The organism is Streptomyces sp. NBC_01463, from assembly GCA_036227345.1.
Lineage (GTDB): Bacteria > Actinomycetota > Actinomycetes > Streptomycetales > Streptomycetaceae > Streptomyces.
On sequence record CP109468.1, the window covers coordinates 8,988,252 to 9,007,178 of the forward strand.

The following is an 18,927-nucleotide window of genomic DNA, read 5'->3' on the forward strand; positions in this document are numbered from 1 at the left end:
CCACCACCGGCGACGTCCTGACCTCGATGGGACTGCTGCCCTGCGGATCCTCCCGGCCGGTGGACTCGGGCATCCTGAGACGCCTGGTCACCCTCCTCGACGCGGACCAGGCAGCAGCCATCTCATGGTCGGCCGGCCCCACCCCGGCACAGGCACACGCCATGACCCTGGCCCGCTACGACCAACGAGCCCTCGTCGTCGACGCACAGCGGCGACGCGTCGAGGCGAGGCATGTCTGGGGGAGGGCCCGCGGGTCTCGCTACTGCCCGGCCTGCCTGGCCGCGACCGGCGGCAGATGGCGGCTGAACTGGAGACTCGGCTGGTCCTTCGCCTGCCTCGATCACCGCCTGCCCCTGCTGCAGCCGCATGCCCCGGCACTTCCCGACGACCACCCGGCACCCGCTCCCTCCGGGCCGCTGCCACAGCCCCTCGGAGAACGATGCGCCGCCGGCGCGCTGCGGCCAGCCGTTCGACGAGGTTCCCGCACTCACGCTCGCCGCGACCGGACCTGTGATCGCCGCCCAGAAGCTCATCGAGGAGGCCATCGCCTGCAATCGGGCCGGCTTCGGCGTCTACCAGGATCGTCCCCAGCCCAGCCTTGCGCTGTTCGGAGACCTCCGGGCACTGACCTGCATCCTCCTTCGCCGCGTCCCCGATCCTGACCGGCTGGCGGGCTTCGCCCCGCCCGAGATCCTGGCGCTGCACCGGCAGCCCCTGCCCAAGAAGCGGCGGTCCTTCGACCCCGTCGAGGAAACCCGTCCGGGACGACTTGCCCCGCAACGGGCCGCAACTGCCGCCCTCGCAGTCAGCACGGCCCTGCACATCCTCGAGCACGGTGACATCCACGCGGCCGGAGCCGCTCTTCGACACCTGATCAGCGACGTCGACGGCACCATCCCGCTCAAGGTCGCACACCGATGGGCCCACACCAGCCCGGTTTTCGACGCGATCCATCTCGCGGCCCTCGCACCCCGCCTCAAGGGCACTGACCAGTTGCGTTACCGCACCGCGGACCGACGGCCGAGCAGGCCCGGACGCTCGGCGGCAACGCGGGCCACCGAGCGGGCCCGCAAGATTCCGACGCAGCTCTGGCCGGCCTGGTCCGCCCGGCTGAGTCCCCAGAACGGGGCCCTCTCGCGCACCATCCGCCCTGCCCTATCGTGCTACCTCCTGCTGATCGGGGGCACTGGGGACTTCCCCGCAGCGGCTCGTCTCCTTCATGCACCGGTGGAAGACAGGCTGGGATCTCACATGACGTTCCGGCTCACGAAGCGCGGCCACTTCAGGGACATCAGCCTCGGCCTGTCCGTGCTGGCGGACTACCTCGACCAGGAAGGATCGCCGATCGACTACAACCGTCGCCGCACGGTCGACTACCGAAACCTGCTGCCGCTGGACACCTGGACGCAGCTCTGCCGGGACATCGGATTCGAGGCTGGCGGAGTACGGCGCCACCAGTTCGCCCGAGCGCTGCTGTTCGAACGGCTCAGCGGGCTCCCCTGCACCCTCGCCCCGGCCGCCTACGCGCCCAGCACCACGGAACTGCGGACCATGCTGCGGACCTTCGAAACAGATCTCACCCCGACGCTGATAAGCCAACTCGAAGGACACGCAGCCGACTTCCTCATCCAGCAGGGAATCCGCGACGAACCTCTCTCCTGGCAACCTCCGACTGACATCATCCGCGATCTTGAGCTGCCCGGGTGCGATCTGCGGGGCATCGACCCCGGCATGCTCCACCGCCTCATCAGGGACGAATGCCTGACAACAGCACAGGCCGCCCGTCGCCTGGGCGTCAGCCATGATGCTGTCCGATTCGTCCTGCAGGAGCAGCCGGCACCACCCGCAGAGGCGAAGAGCGCGAAGTGGGAGAGAGGAGCGACTGTTCGACGGGCTCGTGAAGCTCTCCCCAGAGACAAATTCGCACGCTTCTACCTCGACGAATACCGCTCGCTCAAGTGGATCGCGGAGCACGTCGGCGTGAACGCCGAGGCGATCAAGGTCCTGGTCCGCGAATACGGCATGAAGCGCGACGGTGAAGCGACCCGCTGGCGCCAGATCGATCTCGACTGGCTCCGAGACCAACGCGCCGCTGGCCGCACCTGCCGCGCGCTCGCAGAGGAGACCGGCTTCTCGCTCGGAATGATCAGCTACCTGGGCCGCCGGCATGATCTGCCTGGTCGCCACCCCGGGGAAATCCGATCTCCCCCGAGAAGCACACCGGCAATACGCCGTTATAGCAGGGCTGCATGACCTATCCCGGGCCAGTTCGGCGCCTACTACCGCTGTTACTCACCCGAATCGATGCCGCTGACCGACTTGGTGGAGGTTGCTGGATCGAGATGGCAGGTGGGGGAGACTGCAGAGTGGGAAAAGACTGGCCGACCTCGATGAGCACCAGGTCCGCCGCTACCCCTCCTGGATCCGCTGGGGCACTCTCGCGAGGCTCGCCCACGCTTTTCTAGCTGTGGTTCGCGCCGGCGAACACGCTCACTTCCCCCGTCCGCACCGGTCGGGCTCATCCCGCGTCTTGCGACGAGATCCAGCGCCTGTTCATCACCCTCATCGATCCAGCCCAGATTTGCGTGCGGAAGGCTACCAGGGCTTCGGGGTGGCATCCCTGATGCCGTGGTCCCGCAGCCAGTCGGTGAGGGAGGAGCCGAAGGAAGCGTGGGCCCCCTCGAGCGGGTGCTGCATATCCCCGGTCGGGAATCGGCCGATGATGTCCGTATAGAACGATGTGCGCGAGTTCGTCACCGAACCGCCGTAGACGGTTGCCGGGTCCAGGCCGCTGAGAAGCCTTCGAGTCTGCTCGTCCTGCCGGAATCGCAGAACGTCCCATGCGAAGACGTACTTGCCCTGAACGCCTCTGGAGCGCAGGTATCCGTCGAGCATGAGCCAGTCCAGCGCGAAGTTGGTCATGGCCCCTTGAGCGCTCCACAGGTGCCGGTAGTAGGCCTCGGAAAGTTGGTCCTCGATCTGGATCCGCCATCTGCTCAAACGGTGCCAGCGCAACTCGTCGGGGAGGTTCGGTCGGTAGCCGTGCCCTTTGTCCCGCCGCCGCGTGAAGCACTCGTGACGGGAGAGGCCGGTCCACATGCAGATCACCAAAACTTCCTCGACGGACACCCGGTGTTCTGCGGCCAGGCGGTCTAGTTGGCCAACGGTCGTGCGGACGACCCGCCGGTTCGAGCCTCCGTCGCAGCCCAGGTTGACCCACGGCACATCCAGTGCATTGGCTACGAGGGTCGGCCACGCATCCTGTGCCCGCCCCAGTTCCGCTCCACGGGTGTAGCTGCACCCGTTGGCGACGAGAAGGCGGACGGGCTGAGACGTCAGGGGAGTCAATGGACGCTCACTCCTTCCCTGTCGCCGAAGGCTTTGGCTTCCTGCCAGGTATTCACCAGTGGCTCCCCACGGGAGTTCAGACTCGTGTTGAGGAGGACGGGGCAGCCTGACGCGTCCTCCCATTGCCGGAGCAGTTCGTACAGGACCGGATGCTCGCTCTGGGAGACGCTTTGGACCCGGCTGCTGCCGTCTACATGCACAACGGCGGGAAATTCCGCTGGTTCGCGGCACCGTGCGGTGAACTGCATGTACGGGGTGCTCGGCACAGGGACGTCGAAGTAGTCGTGGAGCAGCTCCTCGCGGATCATGGGCGCGAACGGCCGGAACTTCTCACGCCCCTTCACCCCGTTGACGCGGTCCTTCATGTCCGCCGACCGGGGGTCGGCGAGGAGAGACCGGTTGCCCAGCGCTCGCGGCCCGAATTCCGCGGCGCCGTTGGCGACGGCGGCCATGCCATCCGTCCTCAGACTTCTCACCACCGCCGGGATGTCAAGGTCACGCTGGATAGGTGTTCCCAGGTATGGCCCGCTCCATCGCAACGGCTTCCGCAGATGGGCGGCGGCGGCTCCGAGGCTCGAACCGGCATCCCCTGGGTTGGGGAAGATCCACAGGCGGGAGAAGCCGGCTTCGCGGGCGATGGCGGAGTTGGCGACGCAGTTCAGCGCCACACCGCCCATGAGGATCAGGTTGGGCGCACCGATTTCCTTGCGCGCCCAGGACGCGGCCTCGACGAGCACCCTCTCGGTTACTACTTGCATGCTGGCAGCGAGGTCCTCGGGGCGCGCGTCGGGTAGCCACCCTCCGATGCCCCGGTGGACGTTATACGTCAGCGAGTAACCCGGCGTGTCCAGGGATATCCACGTGTCGAGGATGTCATCGACGTAGCGAGGCCGCCCATAAGCGGCCATGCCCATGAGGATGTACTCGTCCTCGTTGGGCTTGAAACCACATCGTCGAGTGAATGCGCTGTAGAGCAGCCCGAGACTATGCGGATAGCGGCGCCGATAGCGAAGTTGAAGGCCTGATTCCGGGGAGTAGGAGAAGACGGTGAAGCAATCGAACTCCCCTATGGCGTCGGCGACGATGACGGCCGCCGAGTCGAACCCGCTTGTGGCAATTCCGGCCCAGGCGTGCGCTTCGTGATGCCTCACGTAGGAGACGGGCGTCCTGTGTGGCAGGCCGATCGACCGCAGATACCGACTGGGTAGGTCGGAAGTCGACATCGCGTGATGCCATTGACCCGCCCGCATGTGTCGCAGCTTCTTAACCAACGGTCGTTCGTACCAGATGACCTCGTCCGGCGCGCCGAAACTTCTGGCTTCTCGGATCAGCTCGGGATGGAGTAAAGCATCGTTCTTTATCCGGGAATAGCGTTCTGAATGCGCTGCGAAAACAAATTTCTCGTCCTGCACAACGGCCAGGGACGCGTCGTGGGAAAGCGCAGATACTCCCCAAGTGATCACAGCATCGGCCGATTCACTTGTACATGAACGGATCGGTGCGCCGCAGGCGCCATCGTTTGACCGTCCACGCCACTCGATGAAATAAGGAGCGCACAGTGCTGATCATGATCCCCCAGTCCCGGCCGGCCGAGTTCGCGTTCGAGTACAGCACGGATCCAGCAGCGGAACAAGACCGGCTGAAGTGCACGGTCTGGACCGGTCGGCCGGAAATGTCTATGGTCCCGACCATGATTCCTGCCGCACACCAGTCGCCGTGTCCGCGATCGGAAGGCCCCGTTCCGGAAGTCGGGGCGCCGGAGAGTATCGCCGAGATCTCACTCGCGAAGTCTGATGCGCGCCAGTATCACGCCTCACCGGATGACTGGCGCAAAGAGATCCTCTATTCCATTGTCGTGGACCGCTTCCAGACCGATACGCCAGCGACTGTTGAGGGAGATCCGGGCGATGGTCGTTCACGGCACGGGGGAAATCTCCGAGGGCTCTCAAAACGACTCGACTACATCCGCGATCTTGGTGGCACGGCGATTCATCTCACTCCAGTCGTACTCAACGGCCCCGGCTCATATCATGGATATGCGCCCCGATATTTCATGGCAGTGGATCCTCGGCTCGGCACCATGGAGGATTTCCGGCAGCTTGTTTCCGGAGCCCACGACCGCGGCATCCGTGTCGTGCTCGACCTCGTACTGAACCACGCCGGTCCTGTGTTCGAGTATGCCGACGGGAGTAACATCTGGAGGGGCAGGGGGGAGGCTGCAAGCATTCGTGACAACGAGATCTGGATCCGTCCGCTTGAACTTGCCTCGCCGCAACACTTCTCGCGGCACGGCGTCATTGACGATTGGAACGACACCGAGCAGGAGACTCTGGGGGATTTCCCACCGGACTATCGCAGACTCGCGACGGAGAACCCGGATACGCAGCGAATCCTTCAGTCCATCGCGTGCTGGTGGATCCGGGAGTCCGATATCGACGGAATCCGTCTTGATGCGGTCCGACACATGGACCGCTCCTTCGTGGCGAGACTGTGTGACACCGTCAGGAATTATGCCGATCACCTGGGGAAGGACAACTTTCTGATCATCGGGGAGCACGCAAGCGACGACGACACGTTGATTGCTTCATGCTTCGACTCCGGAATGGGCGCCGTCTATAACTACGGTGAATACCGACGCCAGAGTTGGGCCCTCCACGGCCAGGCACCCGCGAGAGAACTGGAGGAGAGCTTCGATATCGCGTCGAAGGCATTCAGCTGCGATCACGGATTCACGATCAGATTCATCGACAACCATGACGTCTACCGATTCCTCCGGGACGCCGAGCCTGTGGGGCGCCTCCGGGTAGCCCTCGCCCATCTGATCCTCTCGATCGGCATTCCCATGCTCTATTACGGAACCGAGCAGGGATTCCGCCAATCTACACAGCGGCTGGAACCTGAGCATCTTCAGGATCCTGCTGATCCGGGAAACAGAGAGGATATGTTTCCCGAGGGAAGGTTCACGTCGCCCAGCTCCTATGGCGACAGGTTCGACAGATCCTCGCCGTTCTTTCGGTGGACCAGGCGGCTCATCGAGCTTCGCCGACGGCATACGGCGCTGCACCTCGGGGAAGAGAAGATCCTGTTCTCGGAACTCGACCGACCAGGCATTTACGCCTTCGTGCGCCACCGCGATGGCGAACGTGTTCTGGTCGTGCTGAATACCAGCTCTCGCCCACTCACCCGCGAGCTGCCCGTCCACGCGCTTTTCGAACCAGAGGCCCCCATCAGCCACAACCACCTTCCCTGGAACCCCTCCCTGCAGGACCTTCTCTACTTTCGCGCAGCGATCTCGGTACGCCGGGCGCCTGGTGGACAGCTTGTCGCGGATGTCACGCTCCCGGCGCTCGGAGTTGGCGTTTTTGGCCCCTCAGCGTGAGGGCGAGGCACCCAAGGCGGAGGCTCGGACGACGCCTCCCTTGGGGGAGTGCAACTCGCGGCCGCAGATCCTCAGACAAACAGGCCGGCTGCCTCTCACGGCCGGCGCGGGGGCGGTACTGATTCGGCAGGCTGGTGAGCGCCGCTCACATTCGCAGCGGGCCGCGAGCTCGCCGAGTAGACCGGCTTCTCGCTAGGAATGATCAGCTACCTGGGCCGACGGCACGACCTGCCCGGCCGCCGCCCGGGGAGAACCGATCGCACTTTGAGATTGAGACCAGCAATACCCCGTCATAACGGGGATGCATAGTCTATCCTGAACAGGTCACCTCGGTATCTCCCACCACCGAGGCGGCCTCGCAAGGAGGCGCGATGATCCAGATCACCCTCGGCAAGAAGAAGAACGTCGACCCGAACAGCGACCCCCTCCAGCGCTCACAGATCGGCTGGAGCGATGGGCTGTCCGACCAGCAGCTCCACGACATCGCCCGCGGCGTCTGGGTCATGCCCGGATCACGCGTCGAACGAGAGCGGTTCGCGGTCGTCAACGGCGGCGGGATCATCCGCCAGGCCATGGAGATTGAGCGGATCGTCGACGTTCCTGGCGGGCGACGGGCCTTCGAAGGCCGCATCCTCGGCCCCGGGCACCCCGTCCACGACCACTACGTCGGCAAGCCCGCCCCGAATGGCACCCAGCAGAACCCCATCACCTACTTCGACTCCCCCCTCGGCAACCGCGAATGCAACTGCGGATGCGGCAAACCCATCAGCCGCGGCGACTTCCTCCCCGGCCACGACCAGCGAGCCATCCACGAGAGAATCGCCCGCATCGGAACCGTGAAGGACTTCATCACCTGGTTCGACCAGACCTGGAAGCCCGACGAAGCCCAGCAAGGCGAAGCCGCGTGAGGAAATGCCACCGAACTGAGACCGAAACCGCGGGACATCTGATGAGACAGCAGCACAAGCAGCAGGTCACCGCGGTCCGGAATGACACCGGCGGCGCGAACCTACACGAGTACCGGGTTGCCGGCCCCGGCCCGGCGGTACGCCGGGTCACGGTGCCCGTGGGCGCGGCCGTCGCCCGGCTGCGCTGCACGATCGCCGACGCGTTCGCGCTGAAGGTGCGCTGTGCCAGCCGGCGCAGCACCACTGACCAGGCTCTGGCCGCAGCGCGGCAAGGGCCGCATGTGCTGGTGTGCGACGATGCCGAGCGCCTGTTCCTGCCTGTCCTGGACTACCTGTGCCGTCTGGCCGCCGATTGTGGCGTGCCCGCTGCTCGTGTCCCTCGTGTCCCTCGCGTTCTGGCCGGTACTGGAACTGGTACTGGAACTGGAGCTGGTACGGGAGCCGGTACTGGTACTGGTACGGGAGCCGTGCCGGATGCGGCCCTGGCCGTGCGGCGGGTGCCGGGACTGGTCTTCCGTATCCGGGCTCGCCGGTGCATCCGGCTGTCGGCCTCTGTTCAGGCGCTGTGTGCACGGTCTGCCTTTCACGCGTTGTGGGCGAGGGTGGCATCACTGCAGAGCGTCCGGGCCGGCGGGTGCTGTGCCCGGGGGAACTTGGCGCTCCTTCGCCGAGAGCACCGTGTACATCATTGGTTCCGTCCTGACGGATCCCTTCGCGTACACCGGCAGTGCCGGTGCTTCCTGTTGGAGGTGGCATCCCGTTGCCTCGGGCGCGCTTGAGCGATTACTCTCCCGCGGCCCGGAACCGGGGGGTGTGGAGCCACCGGGGGTCCGGAGGCGATGGCGACGCCGGCGGAGGACTTGGCCGGGTCGTGGATGCCGATGCCCTCCCGGGCTCCGGGGGACGCTGCCACCAGTGGTGGCCGGTACGCGCCACCCCCAGGCCGACTCGCGGTACGGGCGGGGATGCCGGGCCACAACCGTCATTTACGTCATCCGTACGCGTTCAGTACGCGAAAGGTGCGCTTCAGGCTAGGGTTGGGGGACTGGAGGTGCTGCATGTCAGAGTTGTTCGATGCGGTTGATGCGCTGGTTTCGTCCCGTTCAACGCTGCCGCCTCCGGCGGAACGCAAGAGGCTGCGCCAGGCGCACGGCCTGACGCTGGACGAGGTGGCCGCCGCTCTGCAGGTGCGCCGGGCCACGGTGTCCGGCTGGGAGGCCGGCAGGACCGAACCGCGGCCGCCGGAGCGTGATGCCTACGCCCGCCTGCTGAAGCAGCTTGCCCAGCTCTACCCCGCAGGCGCCCCGGTGCCCTGTGAGGACACGGCGGTCCCCGGGACGCCTGTCCTCGCAGCCGCTCCTGCGCCAACGGGAGCTGAACCGGCCAAAGCCCGCCCCGAACCCGCAGACCAGGCGCCGGGGCCTGTTTCCGAGGACACCGCGCTGGTCTCTGCCGTCGTGCCGGATCCGGTGGCCACGACCAGGCCGGCACCGCGTCGGCCGCCCGCGCGTAAGGCTGCCCCCGCCGCCAGCGACGGCGGTGGTGGTGATGCACGGTTCGAGAACGGGCCGCTCGCGGTCGTCGACGTCGACGCAGATGGTCAGGTGCTGGCGTACTGCGTCGGGGGCCTGGTCCTGGACGTACCGGCGAAGTCGATCGCCGCTCTGGTGGAGTGGACGCTGAGCCAGGGGCGGCTCGGTCAGCCGAAGTTGTCCGGGCCGGGCAAGGACGGCGATCCGCTGCTCGTGCTCACCAGGGCTGCGCTGGAGTATTACGGCCTGCCGGTCACGCTCGCACCACAGGAGCGCCTGGCCGGGCGGATCCCGGAGGGCCACAAGGTCATCAAGCAGCTGACGCGCGCCAGCTGGCAGCTGACCAAGCGCGGCTTCGGGCCGTGGGCGCGGATCTACCGCCCCGCGCAGGGCTCGGAGCGGGCGTGCGTGCAGTTGTGCATCCCGTCGTGGGACGCGCTCGACACCCGGCACTGGGCGGACACGGGGCAGCTGCCACCGGCGGATCTGGCCCGGCTGCTGGGCACGTATGCGGCCCGGGTGATGACGCCGCGCGGATCGACCGCCGTGACCGGTCTGGAACTGATGACCGCCCTGCATCCGCCGACCCGTGCCTCCGAACCCGATGAGAGGGGCAAGCGGCACTCCGAGCACAACCCCGGCTCGCTGGGCAGGGACCCGGTTCAGTGTGCACCGTGCGAGGCTCCCGACGGCCACCCGCTGCTCGCGGACCTGCCGCGTTTCCACCACCGCACCCCGGCGGAGGTTCTGGTGGAGGAGGCGTACGACTGGGCGCGCCCGCTCACTGACGCCGAATGCCTGCACCGCAACCTGGTGGGCATCGATGTGAACATGGCCTTCGCCGCCGGCGCGAACGGCCTCACGGTCGGCCTGGGCGCACCGGTGCACGTCAAGAACCCCGTCTTCGACGCGAAACTGCCCGGCTCCTGGCTGGTCGACCTGTCCCATGCCGACCTGTCGAGGGTGAAGGTGGCCAAGGACACGTGGGCGGACCTGGACGGCTCGCTGCTGCCCAGCCCGTTCACACCGAAGGGTGAACGGCCCGAGGGCCCGGCGTGGTACGCCACGCCCACCGTCGCCTACGCGGTGGAGCTCGGCTACGACGTGACACCGATCGAGGCATGGGTCCGGTACGACAACGGCCGTTACCTGGACGGCTGGTACCAGCGGCTGCGTGACGCCTACCTGGCTACGATGGCCGACCTCGGGGTGGGCGCCGATCTGTCGCCGGAGGAGTTCTTGAAGGCGATGGACGGCTACCGGCAGCGTGACCCTGAGCTGGCGATCGTGGTGTCCGCGGTCAAGGCGTCCGTGAAGGGCGGCATCGGCAAGCTGCGCGAGCGCCCGCGCGGCGAGGGCTGGAAACCTGGGCAGCCCTGGCGGGCCCTCGCCCGGCCCACCTGGCGGCCGGACATTCGCGCCGCCGTTATCTCCCGGACCCGGATCAACATGCACCGCAAGATCGTCAGGCATGCCGCTTTCACCGGGCAGTACCCGGTCGCGGTCCTCTCGGACTGCGCCGTCTACGCCTCCCAGGGGCCCTCCCCGCTGGACTTCCTGCCCTACCGGGACGGCAAGCCGCTGCCCGGCGGCTTCAAGCTCGGGGTGAACCCAGGCCTGGTGAAGTGGGAGGGCACCCAGAGCGTGCTGTGGGGCGAGGGCGTCCGCGAGCAGTTCCACGCCCCCGAGCTCAACCTCGCCCGGTACATCAAGGACGGCACCGTCACCGACGTCGACAGGGGAGAGTAGGAGAACGCGACGATGAGCCTGTTCGGGGACGGCCTGGAAGCCGCGGTGCAGAAGGCGTTCACCCGCCCGGCGCCGAAGAGCGCGGGCCCGCAGATGCGCTACCTGGTCAAGCAGCTGGGGGGCACCAAGGCGGTCGCCCAGATGCTGCGCATCTCCCAGCGCACCGTCGAGCGGTACGTGAAGGACCAGATCAGGAAGCCCCGCCCGGACCTCGCCGCCCGCCTGGAGCGCGAGGTGAAGGCCCGCTGGCAGCCGCAGATCCGTGCCAAGGCCAAGGCGAAGGCCGCGTCCACGGGCGGCATCGTCGTCGACACCCGCGCCCGCATCGGCTACACCGCACCGATCGGGTCGACGGACCAGGACCGCATCCGCCACCTGACCATCGCCCTGCCGCCCCGCTACGCCGCCCGCCTCTTCGACGCCCAGGAGCAAGGCGCCACCGACCAGCGGCTCCAGGAGATCGCGGCCGAAGCGCTCAAGGAGGTGTACTTCCAGGACGGCGGCCGCCGCGCCGGCAGCCTGGAAGAGGTCCGGTTCACGGACATCGAACACCTCGAGTTCGACCTGTAGATCCCAGCGGAAGGGCCCGAACCGCCCTCTGGGCGCGGGCCCTTACCGCTGCTCCTGGCTTTGCCGAGCCGGTGAGACCGGGAATTGCCGGACTCCGCGCCTGGAATGCGGCCCGTGAATCAGGACTGGATGAGACAGCGGCTTGAGGCGTTCGACAACCTGACCCTGCGCTGCGAACGCAGGACAGGGCCAGGCCCTTACGCGGGTGATCCGGCACTGTATGAGCAACCGCACCGCGCAGAGCCCACGGTCAAGCAGATCCGGCGGCTCCCAGACCCGCAGCTCGCCGAAAAGCCCGGCCTCGGTCAGACGGCAGGCGAAGACCTGGCCCGCAACGAGGTTCACAGAGGCACTGGGCATCCTTGCCGACCTGGACGACCGGGCTGCCCGGCTCCCACCGGATGCGCCCACCCTGCCCGCCGGCCGGCTCCCACCCCTGGGCGTGGGAGCCGGCCGCCGACCTCGCCGAGGACTCCACGAGGGTCCGGGTGACAACGACTGTGATGCCGGCGAACCCAGAGGGTCCGGGTGACAACAGCTGTGATGCGGCGAGCCCACCGCGATCTTGAGCATGTGCCGTCCGATCACTGAGGGGACGTGACTGATCGTGGTCAGCGAGGGCGGGCGACAGGAAGGCTGTCGTGGGGGATGGGGGCGTGATTTGCTATGTGCCCGAACAGGGCCCGAGGGAGTTGCTGGACCGGTGGTGAGCGGGGTGCATTTCGCGGGGGGCGTGCGGCCGGACGGCCTGCCGGCGGCGCTGTCGGATTCGGTGCGGCTCGCAGCGGTGGCGGCCACGCGGTTGCTGGACACCGGGCCGGAGGAGGCCTTCGAGGACCTGGCGACGCTGGCGGCGCGGGTGACCGGCTCCGGGCGGGCGTTCGTGACCCTGGTCGATGCCGACCGCTCATTCTGGAAGACCTGCATCGGCGTGGACGCCGAAGAGCTGTCCGACCGGCAGAACGCGGTGCGCGAGAGCTTCTGCTACTTCCTTGTCGGCCTGGACGGGGAATCCTTCATCGTGGACGACGCGGCCGCTGACCCGCGTACCCGCGACCACCCCTCGCTCACGCCCATGCGCATCGGCGCATGGGCCGGCTACCCCCTTCTGTCCCCGCAGGGGCAGGTACTGGGAAGTCTCTGCGTCATCGACGACAAACCCCGCACCTGGACACCGGGAGATCTGACGACCCTGGCAACACTGGCTCGCTCGGTCTCGGCGGAAATTCACCTGCGGCAGAGCCTGGAATCCTCCCGCCAGGCGCACCGGGTCTCCGCCGATCTCGCCCACAGCCTCCAGCAGGGACTGCTGCCGCCGACACTGCGCCCCGTACCGGGCCTGGAGACCGCTGCGTCCTACCTCCCGGCATCGACCAGCGGACGGGCCGGGGTCGAGGTCGGCGGGGACTTCTACGACCTCTTCCACACCCACGGGCACTACTACGGAGCGGTGCTCGGAGACGTGTGCGGCAAGGGCGTGGCCGCAGCGCAGGTGACCTCGATGGCTCGCTACACGGTTCGGGCCGACGCCGGACAGACACCGTCACCGGCCGCGCTTCTGGACCGGCTGAACACCGCGATGCTGGAACAGCGGGCCCCCCGCTTCCTGACCGCCGTATACACCGCCTTCCGCATCACCCGGGCCGGGCTGTCCGGGCGCATCGCACTGGGAGGCCACCTGCCGGCGCTGGTGCGCCGCGTCGACGGCCGTATCCAGCAGCTCGGAACGCCGGGCACGCTGCTGGGTGTGCTGCCCACCACGCAGCTGACCGATGTGCGCTACCGCCTGGCGCCCGGCGACCTGCTGCTGCTCTACACCGACGGGGCCTGTGAGGGCCGGCCGCGCCCCGGTACCCCGGCCGCCGCCCCGCCGACCTTCGGTGAGGCCGAGCTCGCCGCGGCGCTGGCCGCCACGACCGGCCTGGACGCTGCCGCGACGGTCAAAGAGCTGGCCGCCGTGCTGTCCGATCACCACGGCGGGTGGGCCAGCGATGACACTGCCCTGCTGGCCCTGCGCGTCCCCCCCCCCAGCGCCTGACGGTCTCCACCAGCCCCCAGGAGTGACATGCCGGTCAGATGGACCACGCGGGCGGACCCGACCACGACCTGACCGCCCCCAACGCCCGGTTCCATAGCCCTGACACCTACGTGCTGCCCCCTGAGGCATCGCGGGCCCGGACAGCCATGCGGAATTCGGAACAGCCTTTGCCCGCGCCGCCGCGTCCGGCTACCCCCTGCCCGGCCCTGCCCGGCCCTGCCCGGCCCTGCCCGGCCCTGTGAACGAGACCTTCCTTGGACGGCTGTCCGTCACCTGGCCTTCTCCACGAGACTGGGTTCTGGCACAACTTCCGTGAAACCGTACCGATCTCGGCGTCCGAGGCCGGCGACCCTGGCGAACCAGCAGGCCAGCAGCGCGTCCAGAGGCCAGCGCGAGCCCCGGCCGACGGGGCACGGAAGTTGCGCCAGAGCCCGGGATCCTGCAGCACCAAGGAGCCGTTGGTCCGGGTTCCGGGCCCTGACGTACGTTCGGGCCTATGACGCAGCAGGCCCTGAAAACCCGACCGGTGGCCCAGTGAGCGGCTGGTGGGCCCACCTGGAGGAACGGACCTGCCGGGAGGTGGACGCCGCCGTGCTGCGGGATCGTCGGCTGTCGGCGGTCAGGTCCGTCTGGGAGGCATCGCGTCCGCCGGGGATAGGCCTGCACGAGGCCGAGCGGGTGGCCCACACACGATACGAGGCCCTCGGCGACCGAGTGCAGCACACCCCGCCGGATCCGCTCGACCTTCCGTCACTCGCAGCGCGCGCCGCAGCCCTCCCGGGCCGGGTGGCCGCGGTGGAGGCGTCCGGGAAGGCGACACCGTGCACGACTACTGGTTCGTGCTCCTGGTCGCGGTCCTGGATTCCCCAGACGGGGCGAGCCGCCTGGCGACCGACTACCGCCGCCCTGACGGCTCTCCGCCCGGCATTGCCGCCGCCAAGGCGGGCCGGGCGCCGGCCCGCCATCTTGGCGTGCCATTTCACTTCGCTTCGCCGGATGCCCCGGACGATGATGAGGATCTCTGAAAACGGCCGGCACCCCATTCCGCCGAAGCGGGTGGCAAGGGGGCCGGCCCAACCGAACTTGTATGCCCTGCCGTCGAAATCGGGCGGACGGCCACCGAGCGGGCCTCGCTCCAGGCCACGGCCAACCTGGTCGGACGGCTATGGAACGACAACGCGGACCCCTCGCCGCCGCAGGTGGGTCCGGACAGCACGTGAGGAATACACACGGCCGGGCAGGACGGCCCCGACCGGGGCTGAAGTTACCGAGATTAGGATCCCGTGCATGACTCAGAGGCCCGGAACGGAGCAACAGGCCGTAAGGCAGCAGAGGTTCACAGGCATGCGCCCGACGGAACCGCCTCCGACCGGAGCCGACGCCCTTGAGGTGACCACCCACTACCTGGAACATTTCCGCAGGGAGTACACGCGCACCCGCGAGTTGATGAAGATGAAGGCGCGACGGACCACGGTGGGCATCGCCGCTCTGAACGGAATGATCGCGGTGCTGGGCGTAGCAGTCGCGGCCTGGCGGGCCTACGCTCCCTGGCTCGGGTTGGCCAGCACCGCGGTAGCAGGCGTGATCGGCGTGATCACGGCGTGGAGCGGCCTCATGCGTCACCACGATCTGTGGCAGCAGCGGAGCCTGATCCTTGCGGAACTCCAACGCATCATCAGAAATGTCGAGCGTCGCGAAGCGGCGGGCGAGGACCGGCAGACCATCGCGCAAGAGGCGATGGAACTGCTTGACGCGACACTCAGCCAGGATGCCAGCAACTGGGGCAGCCTCACCCGCACCCCACTGGCCGGAGCCCAGCCACCGACGCTCCCGGCGGCGCCCGGCGACCGCACCCAGGAGTAACGAGGACGCGCCGCGGGCAGACGTGGTCAGCGGTCACACAAGCGCCCAGACGGCCAAGAGGCCCCGCCCCGTGCGCGGCGGGGCCTCTTCGTACAGAGCTCGGAGAGCGCCGGCGCCAACTGGCACACGGGAAAGCTCATCCTCTGCAGGGGCGAACTCTCCCTGGGCGTTAACGAGAAACAGTTGCATGGGCTGCGCTTCGACCCGCCCCGCGCGCTGCTACACCCACCGCATTCCGACCTCGGACAACTGCTCCATCCGCTCCGGGGTCAGAGCGGCGGCCCGGCTGCGCTGATTGTTGACCCACGCCCCCAGGCGGAACTGGTCCTCGTGGCCGTCTTCGGAGAGCACGATCTCCACGTGCTTACGTGGCACCTTGAGGTGTCCCTCGCGCTCGAAGAACTGCCGGGCGGCCGCGAGGTTGGCGACCCATTTATCGGCCTGCGTACGACGCGGCTTCGGCTTCTCTTCCTCGGGCACAGGCGTGACCCCGAGGACCTGCTCGCACATCCACTGCTGCACGCCACTCAGCTGGTCCCACCCGTAGCGAACCGACGTCACCCACCGCCCGAGGTCTTCACCCTGGCGCAGGACCTCGCCCGCCTCGGCGGGCACCGCCTCGCCCGCGTCCAGGTGCATCCGCACGAGGTGGAAGCACCGCTGCCACGTCACGGGCCACGACGGGCACCAGGACGCGTCGATCTCCTCCAGCTGCTCGCGTCGGTCCTCCGACAGCGCCCCGGCCACCGATCCCACCAGCAGGCCCTCGGCACGCCGCTGCTCGTTCTCGGCAGCCTTGCGGGCGGCGGCCCGCGCGTTCTTCAGCCAGATGCCCACCGCCGCGCCCTGGAAGGTGGCGTCCAGCGGGGCCAGGAGGTGGCCGTGTTCGGCGGCCCACCCGCGCGCGGCGGTCAGGCCCGCCTCCCATGCGACGTCGAAGTGGGACCAGATCATGCCGAGCTTCTCCAGCTGGGCGACACGGGCCTCGTCCATATCCCCGCGGGCGTAGAAGCGGCGGGCGTCGGCGGTCCACTGCCCCAGCGGGAACCCGGCGAGCGAGGCCGGCCACCCCTGGCCTTCAGACTCCTGGTCGTTGACGGCCGGGACACGAAACGTGAACGGCACCCGCAGGTCACCGCGCTCGCGGGCGTAGATCACAGCGGCCTCCACACCCCGGCGCCAGTGCTCATGCTCCGGATTGATGACCCGCAGGTTGATGAACGCTGCCAAAGCAGCCGGGTCGCGTGGCGTGGAGAACTTCAGCAGGGCCCTGGCGGGGGAGCTCACGCTCCCGGAGCCCTCGCCGCTCCCCTTGCTGACGGGCTTGCAGGCGCTCGGGGCCTGCTGCTCCGCGAGGGCCTCCACGATCCGCGCGTCGTGCGCCCGCAGCGCCTCCAAGAGCTTGGCCAGCCCGCCGAACGCCCGGGAGGTCAGCATGTTGTCCGCCGTCTCGCCCGGTCCGAGCAGCACCGGCACCACGAGCGAGGCCACCTTGCCCTCGCCCGGCTGCATCCGCAGCGCCCGGCCCACGGCCTGGACCAGGTCGGGCATGGAACCGCGTACGTCGGCCCAGTAGACGGAGTCGCAGTGCTTGGTGTCGACGCCCTCGCCCAGGACCTTCACCGAGCACAGGAAACACTTCTCCACCACGGTGCCATCGGTGGCGATCCCGTCGGCGAACTCGCCCAGCAGACGCCGCCGGTGGAGCGGCTTATGGTCGCCGCACAGCCAGTTTGCCCAGATCGTGGCCGGATACAGCTCAGGGTCGGAGGCATGCAGCTGCGCGGCGACGTCGGGGAGGCCGGCCGCAAACGCCTCGGCCTCCTTCACCATGTGGTGGAAGACCAGCGTGCGGCGGAAGCCCTCCTCCGAGGATGCCTTCACCAGCGCGGTCTGGAGAGCGGCGAGCCGGGCCCCGCGGACCTCTGCCGAGCGGCCTTCGGCGCCCAGGAGCTGCGCGGCCTGGAGCGCGGTGTCGGTGACGTCCACGCATACAACCTGGTAGGGGGCACAGATTCCCCGGTCGATGGCCTCCGAGAGCGTCAGCGTGAAGCAGCGGCTACCGAAAGGCCCGTCCGGGTTGTCGTCCATGCTCGCGACCAGCTCGCCCGGTGCGCCGGTCTCGTCCTCGTCCCCGAGCTGCCACAGCCGGGGCGTGGCCGTCATGTAGAGGCGGCGCAGGGACGGAATCTTCTGGTTGTCGTGGACGACCGCCCACGGCTTCCCGATCCGGCCAGAAACGCGGTGGGCCTCGTCCACGACGATCAGGTCCCAAGCCGAAAGGCCGGCGACGTGCGCCCGCTCCAGCGTGCCCAGACCGAGGCTGGCGTACGTGGCGTACACGGTGACCTTGTCCAGGCCACGGGTCCACTCCACCAGCTCGTCCACGTCCGTGGTGTTGGGGAAGGACACCTCCTCGCCCCGCAACGAGGACACCCCGATCACCGGCCCCCGGCGGCCCCCCTCGCGCCATGCTGACTCCGTCTGGGCGAGCAGGTCAAGAGAGGGCACGACCACCAGCACCCGGCCCGCACGGAGCTCCTCCGAGCTGCGGACCGCCACGAGTGTCTTCCCGGACCCGGTCGCCATGATCACCTGTGTACGCAGGCCCTGCCCGAGCACACGTGATCTTGCAGGGATTTCGAGCGCACTGCACACCGCATCGACCGCTTCACGCTGATGAGGCCTCAGCTCTCTGGCCGGCACGCCACTTCCCTCCGGTACCACGCTCACCAACTCACCTCAAACACCCACAGAAACAAGATGAGTTGCCAATCCGAGCCGCACACGATCCAGCCCGGCCGCCTGCGCACCCCGTAAACCGCAAGTGAAACAGCAGAGCATGCAAGGTGTTTTGGTGCACCCTCATCAAGTGTCCTGCCTCATTCCAGAGTCTATCTCAACTAAATTTTGAAGCACTCACCTTTACAGTGGCTCGTACGACACAGTTTCGAACCGCCTCCCGGGGGCAACCGGCCTGTCATGGAAACCAACGAAGGCACCGAAGAAGCGGTCACCACACAGGGGGACGAACATCACGTCGTCCTCAGTGCTGACACCAACGGCGACGGAAAACCCGACGTCTGGATGACAGACACCACCGGCGACGGCACAGCCGACCTCTACCAGTTCGACACCACCGGTGATGGGGAGATCGACGTGACGGTGGTCGAGGGAGCCGAGGAGCCCGGCACCGACCGGCTCGTGGTCGAGGGTGATGGCGGCCACCCCCAGCAGGAGTGAATCCCCGCCCGATTCGTGGCCACCACCGCAAGGCTCCCCGGCTCGGACCGTTCCTGCCACCGCCCTGGAAAGAGGCGGAGGGACCGCATCTGCTCCCGGGGCGGATGCGGGCCCGGGGATGTGGAGCTGGCTGGGACGAGGTGGCCTGACGGGCGGCAGGGAAAGTGCTCGCGGCGATCCTTTGCGTGGCACACCGATACCCCCTGCCCTGTAGCCAGCTGCCCGGCGGAGCCGGACTGGTCCGGGAGCGTAGCGGACGGACCCCCGGGCCGTGAAACGGCCTCACAAGCCTTGCGC

General features: G+C 68.0%; 12 protein-coding genes and 1 pseudogene. 10 read left to right on the forward strand and 3 right to left on the reverse strand.

Annotated elements, in window-relative coordinates:
* Window positions 1-366: 366 nt before the first annotated feature.
* Window positions 367-2,253, forward strand: a complete 1,887-nt coding sequence (locus tag OG521_39520; GenBank protein WUW26520.1) for a hypothetical protein — start codon at window positions 367-369, stop codon at window positions 2,251-2,253.
* 9 nt (window positions 2,254-2,262) lie between these two features.
* A pseudogene (locus OG521_39525) lies at window positions 2,263-2,624 on the forward strand (hypothetical protein).
* On the opposite strand, the gene OG521_39530 reads toward OG521_39525, so the two are convergent.
* Window positions 2,596-3,348 (reverse strand): hypothetical protein, encoded by a 753-nt coding sequence (locus OG521_39530; protein ID WUW26521.1) that lies wholly within the window; start codon window positions 3,346-3,348, stop codon window positions 2,596-2,598. The pseudogene OG521_39525 and the gene OG521_39530 overlap by 29 nt on opposite strands.
* The gene (locus tag OG521_39535; protein ID WUW26522.1) at window positions 3,345-4,760 is read right to left on the reverse strand and encodes a hypothetical protein; all 1,416 of its coding nucleotides are present in this window, start codon (window positions 4,758-4,760) and stop codon (window positions 3,345-3,347) included. The genes OG521_39530 and OG521_39535 overlap by 4 nt, the downstream gene beginning before the upstream one ends.
* A 155-nt stretch (window positions 4,761-4,915) precedes the next feature.
* Between OG521_39535 and OG521_39540 the strand changes: the two genes are divergently transcribed.
* The 7 genes from OG521_39540 to OG521_39570 all read left to right on the forward strand — a co-directional run bounded on the left by OG521_39540 (window position 4,916) and on the right by OG521_39570 (window position 15,387).
* A complete protein-coding gene (locus OG521_39540) occupies window positions 4,916-6,727 on the forward strand; it encodes an alpha-amylase family glycosyl hydrolase (protein ID WUW26948.1) in 1,812 nt (603 codons plus the stop codon).
* A gap of 371 nt (window positions 6,728-7,098) precedes the next feature.
* Window positions 7,099-7,635: a hypothetical protein gene (locus tag OG521_39545; protein WUW26523.1), complete on the forward strand. Its 537-nt coding sequence runs from the start codon at window positions 7,099-7,101 to the stop codon at window positions 7,633-7,635.
* Between the two features lie 1,058 nt (window positions 7,636-8,693).
* On the forward strand, window positions 8,694-10,916 hold the full coding sequence (locus OG521_39550) for a helix-turn-helix domain-containing protein (protein ID WUW26524.1): 2,223 nt from the start codon (window positions 8,694-8,696) through the stop codon (window positions 10,914-10,916).
* Between the two features lie 12 nt (window positions 10,917-10,928).
* The gene (locus tag OG521_39555) at window positions 10,929-11,486 is read left to right on the forward strand and encodes an XRE family transcriptional regulator (GenBank protein WUW26525.1); all 558 of its coding nucleotides are present in this window, start codon (window positions 10,929-10,931) and stop codon (window positions 11,484-11,486) included.
* Window positions 11,487-12,189: 703 nt separating this feature from the next.
* Window positions 12,190-13,524: a SpoIIE family protein phosphatase gene (locus OG521_39560; protein ID WUW26526.1), complete on the forward strand. Its 1,335-nt coding sequence runs from the start codon at window positions 12,190-12,192 to the stop codon at window positions 13,522-13,524.
* Window positions 13,525-14,345: 821 nt separating this feature from the next.
* Complete coding sequence (locus OG521_39565; protein WUW26527.1) at window positions 14,346-14,549, forward strand: hypothetical protein; 204 nt, start codon at window positions 14,346-14,348, stop codon at window positions 14,547-14,549.
* A gap of 364 nt (window positions 14,550-14,913) precedes the next feature.
* A complete protein-coding gene (locus OG521_39570) occupies window positions 14,914-15,387 on the forward strand; it encodes an SLATT domain-containing protein (GenBank protein ID WUW26528.1) in 474 nt (157 codons plus the stop codon).
* A 219-nt stretch (window positions 15,388-15,606) separates the two neighbouring features.
* On the opposite strand, the gene OG521_39575 is transcribed toward OG521_39570, so the two are convergent.
* Window positions 15,607-18,093 carry a Helicase associated domain protein gene (locus OG521_39575; protein ID WUW26529.1) on the reverse strand — a complete coding sequence of 829 codons (2,487 nt, stop codon included), beginning with the start codon at window positions 18,091-18,093 and terminating at the stop codon, window positions 15,607-15,609.
* Between the two features lie 276 nt (window positions 18,094-18,369).
* Between OG521_39575 and OG521_39580 the strand changes: the two genes are divergently transcribed.
* On the forward strand, window positions 18,370-18,630 hold the full coding sequence (locus tag OG521_39580; protein WUW26530.1) for a hypothetical protein: 261 nt from the start codon (window positions 18,370-18,372) through the stop codon (window positions 18,628-18,630).
* Window positions 18,631-18,927 lie beyond the last annotated feature (297 nt).